The sequence below is a fragment of the Nesterenkonia lutea genome (assembly GCF_014873955.1).
In the GTDB taxonomy this organism is placed as follows: Bacteria; Actinomycetota; Actinomycetes; order Actinomycetales; family Micrococcaceae; genus Nesterenkonia; species Nesterenkonia lutea.
Map to the genome: position 1 here is coordinate 1,756,488 of NZ_JADBED010000001.1, position 21,169 is coordinate 1,777,656.

A 21,169-nucleotide genomic window follows, 5' to 3' on the forward strand; every position below is an offset into this window, starting at 1 on the left:
GTCATAAGCCTAATGGAACTCCGCCGGCATCCCCGCTAAGCGCGACCACAACGAAGAACGCGGTGGGCATGGCGAAGACCAGCGAATCAAGCCGATCCATCACCCCGCCGTGACCTGGGAGGAGTCGAGACATGTCCTTGATGCCGAGCTCTCGCTTGACCATCGACTCGGAGAAGTCCCCGGCGGTGGAGGCGATCACCACGGTGATCGCCAGCACCGCACCGATGTACAGGGGCTCGTCGAAGATCAGCCAGGAAGCCAGCACCCCGACCCCGGTGGCGCCCAGCAGGGAGCCGCCGAAGCCCTCCCAGGACTTCTTCGGGCTGATCTTCGGGGCCATCGGGTGCCTGCCGAAGAACACGCCGAAGATGTAGCCGAAGGTGTCGTTGGAGACCACGAGCAGCACGACGACGACGAGGCGCCAGTCGCCCTGGTCGAGGTTGAGCAGGAGCACCGCGAAGGACATCATGAACGGCACCCAGCAGGCCACGAACACCGAGGAGAGGATGGATCTCCCGGCATCGCGCACCTTCCACAGCGCCGCGGCGACGAGGATCGCCAGCCCGGTGACCATGAGCCCCAGGGTCAGCGCCTCCACCCCTCCGAAGTAGGCCGCGGTGGGCATGGCGACCGCGCCGAGGAACAGCGGCAGCTTCGGCAGCCGAAGCGTATGCCCGGTCGGGGTGACGCGCTGTTCCAGGGCGCGCGCGACCTCCCAGACGCCCATGGACAGCAGCACCGTCCACACCAGGATCAGCAGCAGCTCGAAGAAGAAGATCCCCAGCACCGCCGGAACCAGGAGGACGGCACCGGTGGCGATGGCCGCGGGAAGGTTCCTCCCTGCTTTGGTCGACATCAGACCTCGAGCAGCTCCGCTTCCTTGCGCTTGCTCATCTCGTCGATCTTCTCGACGTAGGTCTTGGTGAGGTTCTCCAGCTCCTTGGTTCCCCGCTCGCCGTCGTCCTTGCCGACCTCGCCGTCCTTGACGGCCTTCTCGATGATCTCCTTGGACTTGCGGCGGGTGTTGCGCACGGAGACCTTGTGGTCCTCGCCCTTGGACTTGATCAGCTTCACGTACTCCCTGCGGCGCTCCTCGGTGAGGTCCGGGATGGTGATGCGGATCTGTTTGCCATCGTTGGAGGGGTTGGCTCCGATCTCGGAGTCCGAGAGGGCCCGCTCGATGTCCCGCATGGCGGAGACATCGAAGGGGGTGATCAGGATGGTCTTCGCGTCCGGGGTGGAGAACGACGCAAGCTGCTGCAGCGGCGTGGCCGAGCCGTAGTAGTCGACCAGCACGCGGGAGTAGAGCGCGGGGTTGGCCCGGCCGGTGCGCACAGTGCTGAAGTCCACCGAGGTGGCCTCGATGGCTCGCTCAAACTGCTCCTTGGCATCTGCCAGGGTCTCATCAATCACGGGGGTCTCCTTCTGGGACGACTGTTGTACGACGTCAGACATGACGTGGGGCATCGCGCTGGGATTCAGTCTAGTGGGGCTGCGTCAGGTCAGGGGGTGACCAGGGTGCCGATCTCCTCGCCCAGCAGGGCCCGGGTCACGTTGCCCTCCCCCTCCATGCCGAAGACCCGCATGTCGAGGTCGTTGTCATTGCACATGGTCATCGCGGTCTGGTCCATGACCCGGATGTTCTTGCGCAGCGCGTCGGTGTAGGTCAGGTGTTCCAGCTTCTGCGCGTCGGGGGTGGTCTTGGGGTCCGCGGTGTACACCCCGTCCACGCCTGACTTCGCCATCAGCACCATGTCCGAGCGGGTCTCCAGCGCACGCTGGGCACAGACGGTGTCGGTGGAGAAGTAGGGCATGCCGGCACCGGCGCCGAAGACCACGACGCGGTCCTTCTCCATATGCCGCACAGCGCGCAGCGGGATGTAGGACTCGGCGACCTGACCCATGGTGATCGCGGTCTGCACCCGAGTGGGCTGCCCGGCCTGTTCCAGGAAGTCCTGCAGGGCAAGTGCATTCATCACCGTGCCGAGCATGCCGATGTAGTCGGCGCGGGCACGGTCCATGCCGGCCTTGGAGAGCTCTGCGCCGCGGAAGAAGTTGCCGCCGCCGACGACGACGGAGACCTCCACCTGTCCCTTCACCGCTGCGATCTGTTCGGCGATCCCGCGGACCGTGGCGGGGTCGACGCCGACTGCACCTCCGCCGAAGACCTCTCCAGAGAGCTTCAGAAGCACTCGGCGGCGGTGGGTCGGTGTCTCTGCGGTCATGGGATTCCTCCAGGAGTCTCAGGGGCGTGTCGCGGGGCGGCGTGCGGTGACGGAACAGCGTGCTCAGAGCGGGTCGACAATGGTGCGGGCATGGAAAAGGGGGTGACCACCTCGTGTGAAGTGGTCACCCCCTTGACGTCTGGACTGATGAATCGCGACCAGTCTAGTGGGCCGCGACTGACAGTTCAGCGATATCGCGTGTCAGGCTCCGACGCGGAAGCGAGCCAGACCCTTGGCGGACGCACCGGCGGACTCGAGGACCTGGGTGACGGTCTTCTTCGGGTCCTTGGCGAACGGCTGGTCGACCAGCACGTTGTCCTTGAAGTACGCGTTGGTGCGGCCTTCGATGATCTTCGTCATGGCCTGCTCCGGCTTGTTCTCGGCGCGGGCAGTCTCCTCGGCGATGCGACGCTCGTTCTCGACGGTCTCGGCGGGAACCTCGTCGCGGGTCAGGAACTGCGGGGACAGCGCCGCGGCGTGCACGGCGATGTCGTGAGCAGCCTCCTTGGCCTGATCCGAGTCGGCGTCGACGGCGAAGAGCACGCCGACCTGCGCCGGGAGATCCTTGGAGGTCTTGTGCAGGTAGGCATCCACGAAGGCGCCTTCCAGCTTCGCAAGACGACGGACGACGACCTTCTCGCCCAGGATCGCGCCCTCTTCGGTGACGAAGTCGGAGAGCTTCTTGCCCTCGACATCGGCTTCGAGCAGCGCCTCGACGGAGTCCACGTCATGGGCGACGGCGGTCTCGAGGACCTTGTCGGCCAGCGCGACGAACTTGGCGGACTTGGCCACGAAGTCGGTCTCGGCGTTGATCTCGATCAGGAAGCCCTTGGTGCCGTCGACGACCTTGGCGGTGACCAGGCCCTCTGCGGCGGAGCGACCCTCGCGCTTGGCAGCGCCCTTGAGCCCCTTGATGCGGATGCCTTCGATCGCCTTGTCGACGTCGCCGTCGGCCTCGTCGAGAGCCTTCTTGACGTCCATCATGCCGGCGCCGGTGCGCTCGCGCAGGGCCTTGATGTCAGCAGCGGTGTAATTCGCCATAGAAACGCAGTTCCTCTCTTACTTGGCTTCTTCAGCCGAAGCTTCGGTCGACTCGGTGGACTCTGCGGCGGGAGCTTCTGCGGCTTCGGCGGCGGGGGCTTCTGCGGCCTGCTCGGACTGCTCAGTCTCGGCAGCGGGCTGCTCAGCCTGGGCAGGCTCTTCGGCCTTGGCGGTCTGCTCGGTGGCGTGCTGTTCGAGCAGTTCACGCTCCCACTCGGCCATCGGCTCAGCAGCAGTGCCGGAGCCGCCGCCGCGCTTGGACTCGCGAGCCATGAGGCCATCGGCCACGGCGTCGGCGATCACGCGGGTCAGCAGGTCCACGGACCGGATGGCGTCGTCGTTGCCCGGGATCGGGTAGTTGACGTCATCGGGGTCGCAGTTGGTGTCGAGGATGGCGATCACGGGGATGCCCAGCTTCTTGGCCTCGTCGACGGCAAGGTGCTCCTTGTTCGTGTCGACGATCCAGATCGCGGAGGGAGTCTTGGTGAGGTTGCGGATGCCGCCGAGGTTGGACTGCAGCTTGGTGAGCTCGCGGCGCATCAGCAGCAGCTCTTTCTTGGTGTGACCGGAGCCGGCGACGTCGTCGAAGTCGATCTCCTCGAGCTCCTTCATGCGCTGGACGCGCTTGGAGACCGTGGAGAAGTTGGTCAGCATGCCGCCGAGCCAACGGTGGTTGACGTAGGGCTGGCCGACACGGGTGGCCTGCTCGGCGATGGCTTCCTGGCCCTGCTTCTTGGTGCCGACGAAGAGGACGGAGCCGCCGTGGGCGACAGTCTGCTTGACGAATTCGTAGGCGTTGTCGATGTAGGACAGCGACTGCTGGAGGTCAACGATGTAGATACCGTTGCGCTCGGTGAAGATGAAGCGCTTCATCTTCGGGTTCCAGCGGCGAGTCTGGTGTCCGAAGTGGACGCCGGAGTCGAGCAGCTGGCGCATGGTGACGACAGGCATGGTATTTCCTTTCAATGCCGGGCTTGGAACACGGAGGACATGCCTCATGCAGCTCCGGCTGGGATTCTCGGTTGGACAGCGGCCCGGTTCTCTCGGGCTCCTGGCAGAGAAGGGAGATGTCCCGCGATCCTCGCCGCATCCGGAGTCCCGCGGGACTCCTGAGATGCAGACCGATGAGAATCACCCCGATCTCTCGGGCAGTCTCTGCGCGTAGTCAGCTGATTCAGGCATGCCTGGGCACGCCAGTGTCAACTGCTGGGGTTCAGCTTAGCGGCTCGACGGCGTTTTCCCCAACCGTGCCGGCCGGTGCTCCGCAGCGGCGACGCCGCACAGATCCGTGCCGTCCCGCGTATCCACCTCCGGGGTCCGCGAAGGTGTGTCCATGAACAGGGATCGGCACGTGTTGTCTCGCCTCGCGGCACTGGCGCTGCTGGTGCTGGCGGCCGCGCCGGCCGCACCCGCGACCGCCTACGTCCCGGCGGCAGAGGTGAAGTCCTCCCCGGTGCTCGGCGTCCCCTCGGAGCGGCGAGCAGAGGAACCGGGAGAACGGTGGCGCAGGCCGGTGCCGGCGGCGGAGCTCCGACCGTTCGCGGCACCTCCCTCCCCCTGGGGTGCAGGTCACCGCGGAGTGGACCTGGGACCGCTGAGCCTGGGTACGGACATCAGCGCCCCGGCGGACGGTGAGGTGAGCTTCGCCGGGATCGTGGTGGACCGACCGGTGCTCTCGATCCGGCATGGCGGGGGCTACCTCAGCTCCTTCGAGCCGGTGGAGACCGTCCTTAAGGTCGGGGATGCTGTATCGGCCGGGGATGAAGTGGGAACACTGGGAGCAGGAAATGCTCATTGCGAGCTGCCCTGTCTTCACTGGGGCGTGCGGCTGCACGGCGAGTACATCAATCCGCTGCTGCTCACCGGTGACCTCGAGCCCTCGGTGCTGCTGCCGCTGGGCGAGGACTGACGCCTGCGCATCGGCACGGACGCTGTCCTCCGCCCCAGGACGGTGTCAGAATGACGGTGTCAGAATATGGAGACCGTCCGCCGAACCCGATCGTCGACCGACCCCAGAGGAGCACGAGTGGCCCGGAATCCCCAGGAAGAATCGACGAACCAGACAGGACCCGGCGCTGAGGGCAACGCCGCGGGGAGTGGGGAGACCGGCGCCAGGGATGGGTCCTCGCTGCGGGGACGCACCCGCCGGGTCCGGAGCCTGGTGCGGCGGCCGGAGTTCCGCACCGATGTGCTGCAGATCCTCAAGACCGTGATCGCGGGCACCGGAGCCTGGTGGGTCTCCACAGCGGTGCTGGAGTCCGACCTGGCGTTCCTCGCCCCGTGGACGGCTCTGCTCACCGTCCATGCCACCGTACATCGGTCCCTGTCCCATGGCATCCAGACGACCATCGCCTCGAGCATCGGGGTCGGCCTCTCCTTTCTGATCGGCCACTTCCTCGGTGTCAGCCTGTGGACCTTCGCCCTGGCCCTGCTCGTGGGGATGACTGCGGCCCGCATCTCCTGGATCCGTGATGAGGGCGTCGCGATCGCCACCACAGCGATCTTCGTGCTCAGCAGCGGCTTCGACGATCAGGCACCGCTGCTCAATGACCGGATCCTCGAGGTCGCCGTGGGCGTGGCCGCCGGTGTCCTGGTGAACCTGCTGATCGTTCCGCCGCTGCGAGACAACCAGGCCGGCCGTTACGTGGACAGCATCAACGAGCGCATGGGCAGCGTCCTGGTCAGCATCTCCGAGGAGTTCTCGGACTCCTGGGACACCGAGAAGTCTGAAGCCTGGTTCCGGGAGACCGAATCGATGACCCAGGAGCTCAACTCCGCCTGGACGGTGGTGCGCTTCGCAAAGGAGTCCCGCCGGGCCAACCCTCGCGCCCACCAGCGCAGAAGAACTCTCGAGCAGAGCAGCTGGAGCTCCGAGGAGGCGAGCTATGAAGAGATCCTCGAACGCTTCGACGAGGGCATCTCACACCTGCGCCATCTGACCCGGACGCTGCGCGAGGCCACCTACTCTGAGGGCGAATGGGACCAGAGCTTCCGCGAAGGATGGGCCCGGATCGTCGGAGATGTGGGGCGGGCGATCGCGGACCCCGATGCAGACGTCGCACACCTGCACGAGGACCTGACGTCTCTGTCCACTCAGATGTCCGAGAACAGGGCGCTGCCTGGGACGTCCTGGCCCATCTACGGCTCCCTGATCACAAGCGTGCGCCATATCGTGATCGTGGTGGACGACGTCGCCTCGGCACGCCGGGCCCGCGAAGGAGTCTCCCAGAACCCGAGCAAGTCCTCCTAGCTGTATTGAGCTGACCAGACGCTCAGCGGGAGCGGGCACTGCGACCGTGCGCGGCGAGCCGCTCCCCTAGCGAGACCAGCCGGTCCGCCGAATCCTCCCAGGAGAACTCAAGGCTGCGCCGACGGGCCGCGGTGGAGGCGCGCGCAGAGCGGTCCGGATCCTCGAGCCGCTGGACCGCGGCGGCGAAGGCCTGCGGGTCCTGCCCGTGGACCAGCTGGGCTCCCGCCTCGGCCACCGCCGAGCCGCCGATCTCGCGGAAGATGGGGAGGTCTGAGAGGACACACGGGGTCCCGTGGGCCATGGCCTCCACCACCGGCAGGCCGTAGCCCTCCGCCTGGGAGAGACTGACCAGGGCGGTGGCGTGTTCCAGCAGGCGAGCATAGTCCTCCTCGGAGATGCCGCGATGGAAGACCAGCTGGTCGGGGTCATCGGCGAGCGCGCGCAGCTGAGCTTCGCGGTCCTCGGTGATCGGGCTGCACAGGTGAAGCGTGTACCCCGGCAGGCGGTTGACCCCGGCGATCACGGCCTCCACGTTCTTGTACCCCATGAAGGACCCCATGTAGACGAGATCCCGGGTCCCCCGGACCGCCGGGTCACGGGGCCGAGCCACTGCCGGCGGGGCATTCGAGATCAGCTCCACGGGACGACGAGTCAGGTCATGCCGGCGGATCAGTCCGCGAGTGGTCTCTGAGACGGTGGCCACCGCGTCGGCGTGATCGAGCACCAGCCGCTGGGGCAGATAGCTCAGATGGTAGGCCCGCCAGCCCAGCCGCACCGGGGCGGGCAGATTTCGCGGCGGGGTGCGGTGCGCGTAGTAGATGAGGTCATGCACGGTGAGGATCAGCGGGTAGCTGCGACCGAACCCGCCCATGGTCTGCATCGGCGAGAACACGACATCCGGACGGTGCGGGTTCAGCTGCCTGGCCACCCAGGGCTCCCTCAGCGAGGTCGGTGAGGAGATGCGCAGATGCGGCAGATCGGGGAGCAGGTTCAGCTGGCCGGGATCACTGATCAGCATGGTGACGTCGGCCTTCTCCGCGGCCGCCTCGACCAGCGAGGCGGTGAACCGGGAGATGCCGTCGTGGACCTGGGTCCGGGTGTACCGGCAGTCGAAGAAGAGCTTCAGCACCCTTCGATTCTGGCACAGGCATTCTCGGGGCTCGCGGAAGACACCTCTGGCATGATGACAGGCATGAGCGAGTCGAGCGTCACCGATGTCAGTCCGGACCTGGCCGGGGAGCCAGACCCGGGCCCGCCTGAGCTGCCGCGGACCTCTCGTCAGTACTGGACCGAGGCCGCCCACACTGGTGCTCTGCGCGAGGTCCGTCTCCCCCGCCCAGGTCCCGGGGAGGTGCTGATCGAGACGCTGCACAGCGGGATCTCCCGAGGCACCGAGTCAGTGGTCCACCGCGGCGAGGTCCCGGCGAGCATCACTGCGATCATGCAGGCCCCCTTTCAGCTCGGAGAGCTCCCCTTCCCGGTGTCTCACGGCTACCTCAATGTGGGGGTGGTGCGCCAGGGCAGCCAGGCGCTGCTCGGCCAGACGGTGTTCACCCTGGCCGGTCACCGGGAACACGTGGTGGTGCCCGAGGCGGACTGCCACGTGCTGCCCGAGGACTGTCCCACCGAACGTGCCCTCTTCGCCGGCATCGGCGAGGTCGGACTGAATGCTCTCTGGGAGGCACCGGTGCTCGCAGGTGATCGGGTCGCCGTCGTCGGAGGCGGACTCATCGGGCTGACCACTGCACTCTTCGCGTCGAAGCTGCCGCTCGAGCGTCTGCAGGTCATCGAGGTCGACGCCGACCGTCGTGCCCTCATCGGCTCGCTGGGTCTGGAGGCGGTCTCCCCAGAGAAGGCCGCGACCGACAACGACGTGGTGCTTCACAGCTCCGCCAGCTCCGCAGGACTGGCCACCGCGCTGAAGATCGCCGGAGATGACGCAGTGATCGTGGAGCAGTCCTGGTACGGCACCGGAGACCAGCAGGTGCCGCTGGGCGCCGACTTCCATGCCCGCCGACTGCGCATCGTGGCCACTCAGGTGGGCGAGGTTCCCGGTCCGCGGCGGATGCGACGGTCCCGGGGGCAGCGTCTGGCTGCTGCACTGCGCATGCTGGACCCGCGCTTCGACACCCTGATCAGCGGTCGCTCCACGCTTCAGGAGCTTCCGACGGTGATGGCTGACGTCGCCGGTTCAGCACCCTGGACGCGCGAGCAGATCCTGCACGTCATCGATCACCCGCTGACCGCGCACCACGCCTTCGGCTGAGACCCGATTTACTCCGAGCCACCCACCCCGAGCCACCCACCCGAGCCACCCAGGGAGCACCATGAGCCGATTCCGTCTGACCGTCGATGACCACGTCATGATCGCCCACAGCCTGAACGACCCCTACTTCGGACCTGCCCAGAGACTCCATGGGGCCACGCTGAGCATCCAGGCCAGCTTCTTCCGCGAAGGCCTGAACGAATACGGCGTGGTGATCGACATCGGCGCCGCCTCCGAGCTGCTCGCCAGCACTCTCGAGCCCCTGCGCTATCAGAACCTCGACGAGCTTCCCGAGTTCGCCGGCCGGTTCAGCACCACGGAGGTCATCATCGAACACATCGCCCAGCGACTGGCCGCCGGACTGCCGACGGACCATGGGCTCAGCGCCCTGGAGGTCCAGGCCGAGGAGCATCCGCAGGCCCGCGCCTCGGTCCGCCTGCAGCTGCAGAGCACGGGTCGGTAGTATGTCCTGGTGACCTGCGGGAGGCTTCATCGCCGCCCCGTGCGGGTCCCGGGGGGCGTTAGCTCAGTTGGTTAGAGCAGAGGACTCATAATCCTTTTGTCCTGGGTTCAAGTCCCAGACGCCCTACAGAGATTCCTCCGCTGCCAGGAACCGAGGTGGAAGATGAGACGTCTCCCCGTCATCGCGGCAGGACTGGCCGCGTCGGTGATCCTTCTCGGCTGCGCGGGCGGCGGTTCACCCGCCCAGGACCCTGCAGCGGAATCCGCCAGCTCAGAACCAGGCTCCGCGCCCTTCAGCGTCGCCGAGCTCGGCAGCTACGACTCCCCCTGGGCACTGGAGTTCCTGCCCGACACCGACCAGCTGCTGGTGTCCACGCGGACCGGTGAGCTGTTCCTTCGCGAGGTCGATGACCTCGGCGGCGCTCAGGAGTCTGGCGGACCGGAGAATCGGCAGGAGCTCAGGGTCGAGGGGCTGCCCGAGGACATCCTCGTCGAGGGTCAGGGCGGGCTCGGGGACGTCGTCGCCGCGCCGGACTTCGAGCAGAGCCAGCGGATCTATCTCAGCTGGGTGGCCGCGGGCCAGGCAGGCTCCGGAGCCGTCGTCGGACACGCCCGGCTGGTGGAGTCGGACACCTCGGCGCAGCTCCAGGACCTGACCGTGATCTGGGAGCAGCCCAAGACCTCCGGCTCCGGGCATTTCTCCCACCGGCTTGCCTTCAGCCCTGACGGCGACCACCTGTTCATCACCTCAGGTGACCGCCAGCAGATGGATCCGGCGCAGGACCTCTCCAGCGGCCTGGGCAAGGTGCTGCGACTGACCCCGGAGGGCGAGCCTGCACCGGGGAACCCCTTCGCCGACCAGCCCGGCGCTGACGCGGAGATCTGGACCTACGGCCACCGCAATCCGCTGGGCATCGAATTCGCCGCCGATGGCCGACTCTGGGCCTCCGAGATGGGTCCGGAGGGCGGCGATGAGCTCAACCTGCTGCGTGAGGCCGAGAACTATGGCTGGCCCGAGGCCTCCAACGGCTCGCACTACGGCGGCGGGGAGATCCCCGATCACACCGGGTCGGATGACTTCTCAGCTCCGGCCGCCTGGTGGACCCCCTCGGTCTCCCCCGGCAGCCTGATGATCTATCGGGGCGAGCTGTTCGAGGACTGGGACGGGGATGCCTTCATGGGCGCGCTGTCCGGTGAAGCCCTGATCCGGGTGGACCTGGACGGAGAGTCGGCCGGAGAGGAGCAGATCTGGGACATGGGGGCGCGGATCCGCGACGTGGAACAGGCTCCGGATGGAAGCATCTGGGTGATCGAGGACGGCGACGGCGCCCAGCTGCTGCGTCTGACCCCCGGCGCGTGAGCACCTGCCCGCCGCAGGTGGGCGAGCGGGAGCGCGGCACGCGCTACTGCCCGCCACGGAAGGGTGAGGCGCGCTACTGCCCGCCGATGTACCGGTTCTCCACCCAGTCCGCGCCGCGGTAGAGCGCCTCAAAGGCGTCCATGGTGGTCTTGATGCTGTGCCGTCCGGCGATCTCGCGGCTGTGCTGCCCCATGGCTTCTCGGGCGGCCGGCTCCAGGGAGAGCACCCGGACAAGCCGCTCGGCCAGCTCGGCGGCGTTGCCCGGTTCGAATAGGAAGCCGTTGGCGCCGGTCTCCACCAGGTGCGGCAGAGCCAGAGCATCTGCGAGCACCACCGGCAGCCCGGAGGACATCGCCTCGAGGGAGACCAGCGACTGCAGCTCGGCGGTGCCGGGCTGACAGAACACATCGGCCTGGAGATAGGCGCGCCGCAGCTCGTCCTCCTCCACGTGCCCGCGCATCCGCACCCGGTCCCCGAGTCCCAGCTCGGTGATCTGCTGGGCCAGCACGTCACGCTGCTCGCCGTCGCCGATGATGTCGAGGCCGATGTCCAGCTCCGGGTCGGTCCTGCCGATGGCCTCGATGAGGACATCGACGTTCTTCTCCACGGCCAGGCGCCCCACGAACAGCACGGTGGGACGTTCGGCCGGGGCCAGGACCTCTCCGGGCAGGACGCTGTAGTGCGCCAGATCGATCCCGTTGGAGAGCGGGAGGACCTTCTTGAAGCCTCCTCGTTCCATCATTGTTCGCGCGGCCAGCGGCGTGGGTGTGGTCACCACTGCCGCCTTGCCCATGAGCCGGCCCATGTCCCGCCAGGAGTTCTTCGCCACGAGGCGGCGGAACCAGGCGGGGAACGGCAGGAACGGATCCAGGTTCTCCGGCATGAAGTGGTTGGTGGCGATCGTCCGCAGACCACGGTCCGCCGCGGCGTCGATGGCCGCCTTGCCGATCATGTAGTGGCACTGCACGTGGACGACATCGGGCTTCAGCTCGTCCATGAGGCGTCCCATGGCCGGCTCGACGAGCACGGGCAGGCACAGTCGGATGTACTCGTGGGTCGGCGCCTTGAAGGACCGGAACCGGTGGACCACGGCTTCTTCGGTGTGCTCCACCACATCGGGGCCGCGATCGGCCCGGGCCGCTGCGATGTGGACTTCATGTCCGCGGGCGGCCATGCTCTTGGCCAGGCGCTGGCTGAAGACCGCGGCGCCGTTGACGTGGGGAGGATAGGTGTCGGCGGCGATCAGGATGCGGAGCTTCTCGGCAGGCCCGCCACGGGGGGCCTCATCGGGCACAACGTTCACCATCAGGCGGTCGAATCCTCCTCGATACCCGGTCGGGGCTGTTCGCGTCGCAGCCGCCGTGCCTTGTTCTGGGCTTTCATGAAGTAGTCAGCTGAAGCAATGATATGCATCACCGCGCCGAGCGAGAGCAGCACCGCCGCGATGTCCGGGAGCACCCCGTCATGCAGGCTGGCGCCCAGCAGGGCCAGTGGGAGCCCGATCATCAGGCAGCCCGTGCGGATCTTGCCCAGAAGGGAGACCTGCAGGTTCGGCGGACCTTTGAAGAGGACATAGGTGTTGATGGAGAGGATGAGGTCGGGGATGACGATGGCCAGGACCACCCATAGCGGCGCGACGCCGAAGATGGCCAGAGTGGCGGTCGCGATGATCAGCGAGAGCCGGTCCGCCAGCGGATCCAGCCATATCCCAACAGTGCTCATCTGGTCGAAGCGCCGGGCGATGTAGCCATCGATCCAGTCGGTGCTCGAGAGAACGACGAGGACCCAGAAGGCGGTCATGTACTGACCCTCGGCGACCAGCCAGACGAACACCGGGATCAGCAGGAAGCGCACCACTGTCACAACATTGGGCACGGTCCAGAAGCCCTCGCGGAGGGTGTACTCGAAACCCTCTCGGGTCCCGGCACCGATGAATCTCACCTGCGTGGGTTATTTCTTCACAAGCTCGCGAAGGAAGACTGCTCCTGCGGCGGCCGAACCGGCGACGACGGCGAGCGGCTTCCACCGTGCGGCCACGAAGTCTCCGGCGGCATGGGCGCCAGACTCCTGCCCGGACGCGGGCCGTCCCGGCGCGGTCTGTCCTGCCCTGGGCTGACCCTTCGGGGTCTGGGCGGCTGGGGGTTGGCCCGGTGCGGTCTGTCGAGGAGTATCCCGGCGGCGCTCACGGGGAGCGCGGACCTTGGGCGAGGCGCTCTTGGTCTTGGTCTTGGTCTTGGTGCGAGCAGGCTTGTCGCGACTGGTCTTCTCACGGACGGTCTCGCCGATATGGCGGCTGCCAGTGGTGATCTGGTCCTGGAGTGTGGCCAGATGCTCGCGGCGAAGGGCGGTGCGGCGCAGCAGCTCGCTGTAGCTCGGCTCGGCCGGCTTGCCCGCTCCTGGTGTCTTGGCATCCTTCTTGGCCTGCTCGGCGGCCTGCCGCTTCGACTCTTCCTTCTCGCGCCGACGCTCTGCATCCTCGCGTTCCAGGCTCGCCGGGTCGAAGCTGGTGCCTTCTCTGGCCACGCCGAGATCCAGGCGGAGCCCGCGGATGGCGTCCTCGGGCAGCAGCGGCATGGTCTTCTTGAACTTTCGCAGCCCGATCAGCACGAAGATCAGCGCGATGATCAGGAAGATTCCGGCGACGATCAGCGCAGCGGCCCAGGGCTGGAAGATCAGCGCCAAAGCTGCCACGGCGGCGATGATGAGGGCCACCACGAGGAAGGCCACGAAGACAGCTCCGACGACCATGAGGGCCACCGCGACGCCGGCGGCCACGCCCTTGGTCTTCATCTGGCCGATGGCCAGCTGGATCTCGTCGCTGATCTGCTTGGGGCCGAGTCGCAGAACGACCTTGATCATGTCCAGCAGCGACGTACGCGGCGCCGTGCTCGTGGTGCGGCCAGTTTCCGGCTGAGACAAGTCAGCGCCTCCATGCTCGTGGGTGACTGGTGATTTACGTACAAACTACCACCTATACCATTGAGAACATGGCTGACCAGTACGATTTCGAAGAGCTCTACGCCAACACCTACACGCCCGAGGATCAGCGGGCACACGAGTCTCAGCCGACCTCGGAGAAACGTTTTGTGCCGGCTTGGGCCCTGACACTGCTGCTGGGTCCCACGGGTGCCCACCGGTGGTATCTGCAGCGGCCGATCTCGGCGACGCTCATGCTGCTGGTCACTCTGGCCGGCGTCGTCCTGCTCGTCGCAGAACAGTCCACTGTGGGACTGCTCTGCATCACCGTGGTCTTCGTATGGACGCTGATCGATCTGATCATGCTGCTCACCGGTTCCATGCGAGACCGGCAGGACCACCGCCTGGCAGGCCACCGCGAGCGAGCGGGGGTCTGCTCCGCGATCACCGTGGGCCTGCTGGCACTGGCCCTGATGGTCTCTCTGGTGCTCGGCACCAGCGCCGCAGTCTCCGGCTGAGTCGCGGGCCCTGCGCCCTGCTGCTCCGCTGCTCCGCTGGACAGCCGGTCAGCCGGTCAGCCGGTCAGCCGGTCAGCCGGTCAGCTTCTGGGCTGGTCAGCTCCTGCAGGAGCTCACTCGGGGTCGATCTGCCCGGCCGGGGTGCTCTTCTCCGCCTGGAACTCGTCTTCGATCCGTCCGTGGGCCCAATAGGCAGAGAGTGACATCCCTTTGCGCGGGAGCCCCTTCTCCTCCACCAGGATCCGGCGGATCCGTTTGGTCTGCGCGCGCTCACCGTGGACGAAGACCTGCACGTCGCCGGCGGGGATGGTCAGCTCCGCGAGGTAGTCGGCAAGCATCGTGGTCTCCGGGCTGAAATCGGCTTCCCGGTGCAGCCAGACGAGGTCAACACCTTCTGGCACGGTCAGCGGCTGCCGTTCAGCTGCATCTCTGACCTCGACGACGACGAGCCCTCGCGCATCCTCCGCCATCGACTCCAGGGCGGAGGCGATCGCGGGAAGCGCCGCCTCGTCCCCCGCGAGCAGGTGCCAGTCTGACTCTGCCCGTGGGGCGTAGGCGCTGCCGGGCCCGAAGAAGCTGATCAGGTCGCCTGGCTGCGCGTGCTTCGCCCAGACTCCGGCGAGGCCCTCGTCCCCGTGGATCACGAAGTCCACCCAGATCTGGCGGTTCAGGTGATCGACATGGCGGATCGTGTACGTGCGGGTGACCGGCATCTGTTCGGTGGGCAGCTTCTCGCGCAGCGCCTCCATGTCGAAGGGGCGCTCCAGATTCAGGCTCTGCTGCGCCTGCGGGTCGGCCTCGAGCGCCGGCGGCAGGAACAGCAGCTTGATGTACTGGTCGGTGGCCGGAGACTCCCCGACGGACTTGAACTCGATCGCATCGAACCCGGGGCCCCCGAGGACCATCCGCGTCATATGCGGGGTGAGCTGCTTCTTGGCTTCGACGCGGAGCACGTGCTGGATGCGCGTTTTCTTGGACTTGGACACTCCGGCACTCTAGACCACTGCGGGCCCGCAGGTGAGGCGAACCTCATGTGGGCGTCGTCTATTACGCAACGAGAGGATGCCGCAATACCGTCACGTCGCCATGTGTGCGTCGAAAAAGTTGAGCGCACGTTGCTCAACTTTGGAATATACTGATCTCAGGTGCCGTTGGACCTGTTGCCGATGGGCATCAAGAGCCGAGAGGCACCAAGAGAAGACATGAACAACTACCGCAATGAGTGAAGGAGCTGATTGCTGTGATGAACAACTCTCTGACCCGACTCGATCCGTTCACCCTGATCGACGACGTCTTCCGCACGATGCGCACCCCCGGGGTAGATCCGGCGCAGCGTCAGTCCGGCTTCGTGCCACCGGTCGACGCCCACCGTGACGGCGAGGACCTGCTGCTGCGAGCTGATCTGCCCGGCATCGACCCGGAGAAGGATGTCTCCGTGGAGCTGACCGGACGCACCCTGACGGTCTCCGGCGAGCGCCGCAGCGAGACCGAGGCCGATGGACTGCGCGAGGTCCGCTACGGGTCCTTCTCGCGGACGATCACACTGCCGAGCGAGGTCTCCGAGGACGCCATCACGGCGGACTATGAATCGGGCGTGCTGACAGTGCGCGTGGCGGGGGTCTACGCCCAGGAGCAGCCGCGCAAGATCGAGGTCTCCTCCAGCGGGCGCCAGAAGACCCTCGACTCCTGATCCCGGCCCCGCCGGGCCCGCGCCCCGGCGCCACCCACAGCGCTGAGGGGCACTGCGCTGAGGGGCGGAATCTCCGAGCGTTCTGGCCCGGCTTCGGGCTCAGCTGCCCGGAGATTCCGTCCCTCAAGCATGAGAAGGGGGCGCTAGAAGACGATCGTGGTGCTGCCGCTGCGGATCACGCGGTCCTCGCAGTGCCACTTCACCGCGCGGGAGAGCACGGCGCGCTCGACGTCGGCCCCGAAGCGGGTGAGCTGGGCGACGTCGTCGCTGTGCGAGACGCGGATGACGTCCTGCTCGATGATCGGGCCCTCGTCGAGGTCACGGGTCACGTAGTGGGCGGTGGCGCCGATGAGCTTCACGCCGCGATCCTTGGCCTTCTGATAGGGGCCCGCGCCGATGAAGGCGGGCAGGAAGCTGTGGTGGATGTTGATCACCGGAGCGCCCACCTGTTCGAGGAAGTGCTCGGAGATGATCTGCATGTAGCGCGCCAGCACGATCATGTCCACGTTGCCGGTCAGCAGCTCCAGGTGCTTGGCCTCGGCCGCCGCCTTGTCGCCGTTGACGATGGGCACATGGAAGTAGGGGATGCCGAACGGCCGCACATCCTCAGCCAGGTCCGCGTGGTTGGAGATCACCATGGCGATATCCATCGGGATCTCCCCGCGACGATGGCGCCACAGCAGATCCAGCAGGCAGTGGTCGGTCTTGGAGGCGAAGATCGCCACCCGCTTGGGCTGGTCCGCGGCGGTCAGCGAGAAGTCCATGGAGAAGCGGTCCGCCAGCCTGGTCTGGACTGCCTGCTCCACGGCAGGCCTGGCCGCTGCCAGACCCGGCAGATGAAAGACGGTGCGCTGGAAGAAGCGTCCGCCCTCGACACCGGTCGAGTACTGGTCCAGGCTGATGATGTTGCCGCCGATCTCGGCGATCACCTCAGAGACGGCGGCGACGATCCCTGGCTGATCGGGGCAGGAGATGATCAGTCGGGCGATGTCGTGGGTCTGCGTCTCAGGGGTGCTCATCAGGTCTCCGAATCAGGCTCGCCAGGTCAGTGCGGGCGGACGGCGCCGCGCCTTGGACACTATGACACGAAACAGGGCATGAAAAACGCCCCCGCCCGGAAGGGCGAGGGCGAATCTGCTCCCCCAGTTGGATTCGAACCAACAACCGCTCGATTAACAGTCGAGTGCTCTGCCGTTGAGCTATGGAGGATTGCGACTGGAAAAGTCTAGCAGGGGTTCCTGGTCGCTGTGAAATCCCCCCGGCGGACAGCGGGGTGACCACTGTGACATCATCTTCTCGTGACACCTCCCTCTGCAGCCGCAGCTGGCCGGACATCCGAGTTCCGCCGGCTCACCGTGTTCACCGGTTCAGCCTCGGGAGTCGATCTGGGCTACACCGCGGAGGCCCGTCGGCTCGGCACCGCGCTGGCCGGCGCCGGGATCGGCGTGGTCTACGGGGGCGGGAAGGTGGGACTGATGGGGCAGATCGCGGATGCCGCCCTCGAGGCCGGAGGCGAGGTCCACGGCGTCATTCCCGAGGTGCTGATGAGCCGGGAAGTGGGACATCAGGGACTCACCTCGCTGGAGCTGGTGCAGGACATGCACACGCGCAAGTCCCGCATGGCGGATCTCGGCGACGGGTTCGTCGCCCTGCCCGGAGGGATGGGCACACTGGAGGAGTTCTTCGAGGTGTGGACCTGGCAGTATCTGGGTCTCCACACCAAGCCGGTGGGGCTCTACAACGTGCAGGGCTTCTGGGACCCGCTGCTGGCGATGGTGGACCACATGGTGGCTGAGGGGTTCATGTCCGCGTGGCGCCGCGAGGCTCTGGTGATCAGCGATGACCCGCAGGAGCTGATCCGTCAGCTGCGCAGCTGGACACCTGGCCGCTGAGTCAGGCGGGCAATTCAGGTCAGGCGGGCAAGTCCGGCGCATCCAGCCAGCGACCGAGCACCACAGTGTCCTGATCGGTGTAGCCGTGGCGGCGGTAGAACTCCTGGACCTCCGCATTCTCCTGGCGCACCATCAGCATGAGCTTGGGCACGCCGCGCGCTCGGAGCCACTCCTCCGCAGCCGCCAGAAGCTGCTGCCCCAGGCCGTGCCGCTGCATGGACCTCTCCACCGCGAGGTAGTAGATCCATCCGCGATGTCCGTCCTCGCCCAGCATCACCGTACCGAGCAGCCGCTGCTGAGCATCCGCTGCCGGGTCATCCACTGCCTGAACGGTCACCGCTGCCAGCACGGTCGACCCGTCTCCGTGCAGGGCGCGCCGGCAGTCCTGGTACGGGTCGTTCCAGGGCCGGGTCAGGCCGGTCTCCTGCCACAGGACGACGGCGGCCCCCACCAGCTCCTCCGGCAGGTCGGTGATCTTCACCCCGGCCTCGCCGGGAGCCGACTCGCTCAACTCCGCACTACTTCTGCACCGGACGGATCGAGATGCTCTCCACCATGGAGGCGTCCTCCATGTCCACCACGGTGCGCGCCGCTTCCGCGATGGCCCGCGGGGAGATGTAGATGCCGCCGTCGTAGTTCTGGTTCCCCATGGATTCCTGCAGAGCGACCTGCATGTCAGTGTCCACGCGGCCAGGATGGATCGAAGTGACCTTCACCGCTCCGCGCTCCTCCTCGCGCAGAGCGTCGGTCATCGCCCGCAGCGCGAACTTCGTGCCCGAATACATCGAGCTCCCGGCCCCCGCGGTGAAACCGGCGCCGGAGTTGATGCTCAGCACCTGACCGGAGGACCCGCGCAGCAGCGGCAGGGCGGCGCGGGTCAGCTCGGCAACGGCGAAGACGTTGACGGTGAACATCTCCTGGAACTGCGACGGGGACGTCTCCGCCACCGGATTCATCCAGGCCAGCCCTGCCGAATGGACGAGGACGTCCAGACCGGAGAGTCCGAGCGCCGCGAAGGCCGGTGCTATCGCATCGAGATCGCTCAGATCCACGAGGAAGGGCTCCGCGCTGGGCAGCGTCTGGACCACCGCGTCCACGGTCGCGGGGTTCGTCCCGCCGACCAGGATGTGGTGGTCCTGACCCAGCTCTTCGGCGATGGCTGCGCCGATGCCCCGGGAGGCACCGGTGATCAGCGCCACCGGTCGCGCGTCACGTGCCTGGTGCGCGGAGCTGGACGGGGCGGCAGGACTGGACTGGGCGGTCATGGAGCCAGCTTAGATGATCCGGCCCGGCAATCCGTGGGACCGAACCGGCCGGAGAACGGCCGGGTCAGGCACCGGGTCAGGCACCGGGTCAGGTACCTAGCAGCCAGCGGTGCAGCGCCTGATGGCAGGCGCGCAGGGCCTCGGCGCTGACATGCTCATCATCGGTGTGCGCGAGGAGCGGATCTCCGGGGCCGAAGTTCACCGCCGGGACTCCCCGGGCAGAGAACCGAGCCACATCGGTCCAGCCATATTTGGGCATGGGCTCGCCGCCGACCGCGGCGATGAAGGCCTGAGCGGCCGGATGGTCGAGTCCGGGACGGGCCGCCGCCGAGCTGTCGGTGATCCGCACCTGCTCCGGCGTGATTCCGGCGGAGCCCAGCACCTCGTAGAGGTGGGCGTGGGCCTGCTCCTCGGTCTTGTCCGGGGCGAAGCGGTAGTTGATCTCCACCACGGTGGAGTCGGGGATGACGTTGCCGGCCACCCCGCCGCGGATCCGCACGGCGTTGAGTCCCTCGCGGTAGTCCAGACCCTCCACACGGATGGTCTGCGGCGAGTACTCGCTCAGCACGCTGAGCAGGCCCGCGGTGCGGTGGATCGCGTTCTCCCCCATCCAGGCGCGCCCGGAGTGCGCGGCGACCCCGGGGATGCTCACCTCGGCGCGGCAGGTGCCGTTGCAGCCACCCTCCACCACTCCGTGGGTGGGCTCGAGCAGCACCGCGAACTCGGCGTCGAGCAGCTCCGGCACGCTGCGCAGCACCCTGCCGAGCCCGGACCTGCTGGCCTCGACCTCCTCGTGGTCGTAGAAGACCCAGGTGATGTCGCGGTCCAGGGAGCCGCCGGCGGCCAGGTGGGCCGCGACGTCGTCGGCCAGCTTCAGCTGGACCGCCACGCCGCCCTTCATGTCGGTGGCGCCGCGGCCGTAGAGGAGGTCCTCCCCCTCAGCGCGCTCCCAGCTCGGCGGCACGGTGCCCCGGGATCCCGGCGTCGTGGGCAGCGGGACCGTGTCCAGGTGCCCGGCAAGGATGACCCGCTGGGGCGCGCCGGTCTCGGTGCGGATGATGAGCGTGTCGCCGTCGCGGTGCAGGTTCAGTCCGCTGAGCCCTGCCAGGGCCGACTCCACGGCGTCGGCCAGGGTCTTCTCATCCCCGGAGACGGACTCGCAGGCGATGATCGCCTCGGTGAGCGCGGCGACGTCGCCGGAGAGCAGGTCACGGATATCCATGCGTCCAGCCTAGGCGAACCGCGCACGAACGGCTCTGGGAACAGCGCCCTCCGTCCTCCGCTGCGCGGGAAAAGTAGGATGGGCCCATGAGCACTGAATCCCGAACTGCATCTGGCCATGGTCTTGCCAGCGTGACCGCCGACGGCACCGTCCTGGACACCTGGTTCCCGAACCCCGTCCTGTCCCCGCTGAAGGAGAACGACGACGACGCACTGATCTCGGATCTGCGGGCCGTCACCGGCGAGGACGCGGCTCGCGGCGTCACCACTGAAGTGGTCTCCGTGGAGGCGGACCTCGATGCCGAGGCGACCTCCGCCTCCGATGTATGGCTTCGTCTGCATCTGCTCTCCCACCGGCTGGTGAAGCCCCGGACGATCAACCTGGACGGGATCTTCGGGCATCTGAGCAATGTCGTCTGGACGAACTTCGGCCCCTGTGCGGTGGCCGGATTCGAGACCACCCGGCTGAAGCTGCGCGCCCGCGGCCACGTCAGCGTGCATTCCATCGACAAGTTCCCCCGCCTGGTGGACTACGTGACCCCCACCGGCGTGCGCATCGGCGACGCCGACCGCGTGCGACTGGGCGCATATCTGGCCGAGGGCACCACGGTCATGCATGAGGGCTTCGTGAACTTCAACGCGGGCACGCTGGGCTCCTCCATGGTGGAGGGCCGCATCTCCGCCGGCGTCGTGGTCGGAGACGGCACCGACATCGGCGGCGGCGCCTCGATCATGGGCACCCTCTCCGGCGGCGGCAAGGAGAAGATCACCCTCGGCGAGCGGGTCCTGCTGGGCGCCAACTCCGGTGTGGGCATCTCCATCGGCGACGACTGCGTGGTCGAGGCCGGACTCTACGTCACCGCCGGGACCAAGGTGGCGGTGCTCGGTGACGACCGCAGCGTGCTCGACACGGTCAAGGCCTCCGCGCTCTCGGGCGTGCCGAACCTCCTGTTCCGCCGGGACTCGGTCACCGGCGCGGTCCAGGCGGTCCCCCACAAGGGCCAGAACGTGGAGCTCAACGCGGCTCTGCACAAGAACTGAGTCGAGTCCACAGAGAGGCCCC

General features: G+C 67.2%; 23 protein-coding genes and 2 tRNA genes. 10 read left to right on the top strand and 15 right to left on the bottom strand.

Going from position 1 to position 21,169, the window contains the following annotated elements; all coding sequences use genetic code 11:
* Position 1: 1 nt before the first annotated feature.
* The 5 genes from H4W27_RS08005 to rpsB form a co-directional block, all read right to left on the bottom strand.
* A complete protein-coding gene (locus H4W27_RS08005) occupies positions 2–856 on the bottom strand; it encodes a phosphatidate cytidylyltransferase (RefSeq protein ID WP_192595464.1) in 855 nt (284 codons plus the stop codon).
* Complete coding sequence (gene frr, locus H4W27_RS08010; protein WP_192595465.1) at positions 856–1,413, bottom strand: ribosome recycling factor; 558 nt, start codon at positions 1,411–1,413, stop codon at positions 856–858. The genes H4W27_RS08005 and frr overlap by 1 nt, the downstream gene beginning before the upstream one ends.
* A gap of 89 nt (positions 1,414–1,502) precedes the next feature.
* Complete coding sequence (gene pyrH / locus H4W27_RS08015) at positions 1,503–2,225, bottom strand: UMP kinase (RefSeq protein ID WP_192595466.1); 723 nt, start codon at positions 2,223–2,225, stop codon at positions 1,503–1,505.
* A gap of 201 nt (positions 2,226–2,426) precedes the next feature.
* Positions 2,427–3,266, bottom strand: coding sequence for a translation elongation factor Ts (tsf, locus tag H4W27_RS08020; RefSeq protein ID WP_192595467.1), 840 nt, complete (start codon positions 3,264–3,266; stop codon positions 2,427–2,429).
* Positions 3,267–3,284: 18 nt separating this feature from the next.
* Entirely contained in the window at positions 3,285–4,217 is a 933-nt protein-coding gene (rpsB, locus tag H4W27_RS08025; protein WP_192595468.1) for a 30S ribosomal protein S2, read from the bottom strand.
* A gap of 382 nt (positions 4,218–4,599) precedes the next feature.
* Between rpsB and H4W27_RS08030 the strand changes: the two genes are divergently transcribed.
* Positions 4,600–5,175, top strand: a complete 576-nt coding sequence (locus H4W27_RS08030) for a M23 family metallopeptidase (RefSeq protein WP_192595469.1) — start codon at positions 4,600–4,602, stop codon at positions 5,173–5,175.
* Positions 5,176–5,292: 117 nt separating this feature from the next.
* Positions 5,293–6,516: an FUSC family protein gene (locus H4W27_RS08035; RefSeq protein WP_318782229.1), complete on the top strand. Its 1,224-nt coding sequence runs from the start codon at positions 5,293–5,295 to the stop codon at positions 6,514–6,516.
* Positions 6,517–6,538: 22 nt separating this feature from the next.
* Here H4W27_RS08035 and H4W27_RS08040 read toward each other — a convergent pair whose 3' ends face one another.
* On the bottom strand, positions 6,539–7,642 hold the full coding sequence (locus H4W27_RS08040; protein WP_192596501.1) for a glycosyltransferase family 4 protein: 1,104 nt from the start codon (positions 7,640–7,642) through the stop codon (positions 6,539–6,541).
* 66 nt (positions 7,643–7,708) lie between these two features.
* Here H4W27_RS08040 and H4W27_RS08045 point away from each other — a divergent pair, with 66 nt between their 5' ends.
* The 4 genes from H4W27_RS08045 (at position 7,709) to H4W27_RS08060 (ending at position 10,604) form a co-directional block, all read left to right on the top strand.
* Complete coding sequence (locus H4W27_RS08045) at positions 7,709–8,782, top strand: zinc-dependent alcohol dehydrogenase (protein WP_192595471.1); 1,074 nt, start codon at positions 7,709–7,711, stop codon at positions 8,780–8,782.
* Positions 8,783–8,843: 61 nt separating this feature from the next.
* Positions 8,844–9,245, top strand: coding sequence for a 6-pyruvoyl trahydropterin synthase family protein (locus H4W27_RS08050; RefSeq protein ID WP_192595472.1), 402 nt, complete (start codon positions 8,844–8,846; stop codon positions 9,243–9,245).
* 52 nt (positions 9,246–9,297) lie between these two features.
* Positions 9,298–9,371, top strand: a tRNA-Ile gene (locus tag H4W27_RS08055).
* Positions 9,372–9,407: 36 nt separating this feature from the next.
* Positions 9,408–10,604: a PQQ-dependent sugar dehydrogenase gene (locus H4W27_RS08060; RefSeq protein WP_192595473.1), complete on the top strand. Its 1,197-nt coding sequence runs from the start codon at positions 9,408–9,410 to the stop codon at positions 10,602–10,604.
* Between the two features lie 73 nt (positions 10,605–10,677).
* Here H4W27_RS08060 and H4W27_RS08065 read toward each other — a convergent pair whose 3' ends face one another.
* Genes H4W27_RS08065 through H4W27_RS08075 form a run of 3 tightly spaced genes read right to left on the bottom strand, consistent with a single transcriptional unit; the run spans position 10,678 to position 13,523 of the window.
* Positions 10,678–11,910 carry a glycosyltransferase gene (locus tag H4W27_RS08065; RefSeq protein WP_192595474.1) on the bottom strand — a complete coding sequence of 411 codons (1,233 nt, stop codon included), beginning with the start codon at positions 11,908–11,910 and terminating at the stop codon, positions 10,678–10,680.
* Positions 11,910–12,545: a CDP-alcohol phosphatidyltransferase family protein gene (locus H4W27_RS08070; protein WP_192595475.1), complete on the bottom strand. Its 636-nt coding sequence runs from the start codon at positions 12,543–12,545 to the stop codon at positions 11,910–11,912. Before H4W27_RS08070 ends, H4W27_RS08065 begins: the two co-directional genes overlap by 1 nt.
* 9 nt (positions 12,546–12,554) lie before the next feature.
* Positions 12,555–13,523 (bottom strand): phage holin family protein, encoded by a 969-nt coding sequence (locus H4W27_RS08075; protein ID WP_192595476.1) that lies wholly within the window; start codon positions 13,521–13,523, stop codon positions 12,555–12,557.
* A 68-nt stretch (positions 13,524–13,591) separates the two neighbouring features.
* Between H4W27_RS08075 and H4W27_RS08080 the strand changes: the two genes are divergently transcribed.
* Positions 13,592–14,038, top strand: coding sequence for a TM2 domain-containing protein (locus tag H4W27_RS08080; RefSeq protein ID WP_192595477.1), 447 nt, complete (start codon positions 13,592–13,594; stop codon positions 14,036–14,038).
* Between the two features lie 113 nt (positions 14,039–14,151).
* On the opposite strand, the gene H4W27_RS13835 is transcribed toward H4W27_RS08080, so the two are convergent.
* Positions 14,152–15,024 carry a siderophore-interacting protein gene (locus H4W27_RS13835; RefSeq protein ID WP_318782232.1) on the bottom strand — a complete coding sequence of 291 codons (873 nt, stop codon included), beginning with the start codon at positions 15,022–15,024 and terminating at the stop codon, positions 14,152–14,154.
* Positions 15,025–15,281: 257 nt separating this feature from the next.
* Here H4W27_RS13835 and H4W27_RS08090 point away from each other — a divergent pair, with 257 nt between their 5' ends.
* Entirely contained in the window at positions 15,282–15,728 is a 447-nt protein-coding gene (locus H4W27_RS08090; RefSeq protein ID WP_192596503.1) for an Hsp20/alpha crystallin family protein, read from the top strand.
* 143 nt (positions 15,729–15,871) lie between these two features.
* On the opposite strand, the gene purU is transcribed toward H4W27_RS08090, so the two are convergent.
* Positions 15,872–16,747 carry a formyltetrahydrofolate deformylase gene (gene purU / locus H4W27_RS08095; protein ID WP_192595478.1) on the bottom strand — a complete coding sequence of 292 codons (876 nt, stop codon included), beginning with the start codon at positions 16,745–16,747 and terminating at the stop codon, positions 15,872–15,874.
* 118 nt (positions 16,748–16,865) lie between these two features.
* Positions 16,866–16,937, bottom strand: a tRNA-Asn gene (locus tag H4W27_RS08100).
* A gap of 89 nt (positions 16,938–17,026) precedes the next feature.
* Here H4W27_RS08100 and H4W27_RS08105 point away from each other — a divergent pair.
* A complete protein-coding gene (locus H4W27_RS08105; RefSeq protein ID WP_192595479.1) occupies positions 17,027–17,620 on the top strand; it encodes an LOG family protein in 594 nt (197 codons plus the stop codon).
* Between the two features lie 19 nt (positions 17,621–17,639).
* On the opposite strand, the gene H4W27_RS08110 is transcribed toward H4W27_RS08105, so the two are convergent.
* The 3 genes from H4W27_RS08110 to dapE all read right to left on the bottom strand — a co-directional run bounded on the left by H4W27_RS08110 (position 17,640) and on the right by dapE (position 20,107).
* Positions 17,640–18,131, bottom strand: coding sequence for a GNAT family acetyltransferase (locus H4W27_RS08110; protein ID WP_225939052.1), 492 nt, complete (start codon positions 18,129–18,131; stop codon positions 17,640–17,642).
* A 7-nt stretch (positions 18,132–18,138) separates the two neighbouring features.
* On the bottom strand, positions 18,139–18,885 hold the full coding sequence (locus tag H4W27_RS08115; protein ID WP_192595480.1) for an SDR family oxidoreductase: 747 nt from the start codon (positions 18,883–18,885) through the stop codon (positions 18,139–18,141).
* A gap of 88 nt (positions 18,886–18,973) precedes the next feature.
* Entirely contained in the window at positions 18,974–20,107 is a 1,134-nt protein-coding gene (gene dapE, locus H4W27_RS08120) for a succinyl-diaminopimelate desuccinylase (protein ID WP_192595481.1), read from the bottom strand.
* Between the two features lie 86 nt (positions 20,108–20,193).
* Between dapE and dapD the strand changes: the two genes are divergently transcribed.
* Positions 20,194–21,147 carry a 2,3,4,5-tetrahydropyridine-2,6-dicarboxylate N-succinyltransferase gene (gene dapD / locus H4W27_RS08125; RefSeq protein ID WP_192595482.1) on the top strand — a complete coding sequence of 318 codons (954 nt, stop codon included), beginning with the start codon at positions 20,194–20,196 and terminating at the stop codon, positions 21,145–21,147.
* Positions 21,148–21,169: the final 22 nt, after the last annotated feature.

What these genes read in the sequence shown, in the direction of transcription:
- H4W27_RS08090 (WP_192596503.1), top strand. Translation starts at nt 15,282, where the DNA reads ATGAACAACTCTCTGACCCGACTCGATCCGTTCACCCTGATCGACGAC.
- H4W27_RS08115 (WP_192595480.1), bottom strand. Translation starts at nt 18,885, where the DNA reads ATGACCGCCCAGTCCAGTCCTGCCGCCCCGTCCAGCTCCGCGCACCAG.
- H4W27_RS08030 (WP_192595469.1), top strand. Translation starts at nt 4,600, where the DNA reads ATGAACAGGGATCGGCACGTGTTGTCTCGCCTCGCGGCACTGGCGCTG.
- purU (WP_192595478.1), bottom strand. Translation starts at nt 16,747, where the DNA reads ATGAGCACCCCTGAGACGCAGACCCACGACATCGCCCGACTGATCATC.
- rpsB (WP_192595468.1), bottom strand. Translation starts at nt 4,217, where the DNA reads ATGCCTGTCGTCACCATGCGCCAGCTGCTCGACTCCGGCGTCCACTTC.
- H4W27_RS08080 (WP_192595477.1), top strand. Translation starts at nt 13,592, where the DNA reads ATGGCTGACCAGTACGATTTCGAAGAGCTCTACGCCAACACCTACACG.
- dapE (WP_192595481.1), bottom strand. Translation starts at nt 20,107, where the DNA reads ATGGATATCCGTGACCTGCTCTCCGGCGACGTCGCCGCGCTCACCGAG.
- H4W27_RS08060 (WP_192595473.1), top strand. Translation starts at nt 9,408, where the DNA reads ATGAGACGTCTCCCCGTCATCGCGGCAGGACTGGCCGCGTCGGTGATC.
- dapD (WP_192595482.1), top strand. Translation starts at nt 20,194, where the DNA reads ATGAGCACTGAATCCCGAACTGCATCTGGCCATGGTCTTGCCAGCGTG.
- H4W27_RS08005 (WP_192595464.1), bottom strand. Translation starts at nt 856, where the DNA reads ATGTCGACCAAAGCAGGGAGGAACCTTCCCGCGGCCATCGCCACCGGT.
- H4W27_RS08050 (WP_192595472.1), top strand. Translation starts at nt 8,844, where the DNA reads ATGAGCCGATTCCGTCTGACCGTCGATGACCACGTCATGATCGCCCAC.
- pyrH (WP_192595466.1), bottom strand. Translation starts at nt 2,225, where the DNA reads ATGACCGCAGAGACACCGACCCACCGCCGCCGAGTGCTTCTGAAGCTC.
- tsf (WP_192595467.1), bottom strand. Translation starts at nt 3,266, where the DNA reads ATGGCGAATTACACCGCTGCTGACATCAAGGCCCTGCGCGAGCGCACC.
- H4W27_RS08045 (WP_192595471.1), top strand. Translation starts at nt 7,709, where the DNA reads ATGAGCGAGTCGAGCGTCACCGATGTCAGTCCGGACCTGGCCGGGGAG.
- H4W27_RS08065 (WP_192595474.1), bottom strand. Translation starts at nt 11,910, where the DNA reads ATGGTGAACGTTGTGCCCGATGAGGCCCCCCGTGGCGGGCCTGCCGAG.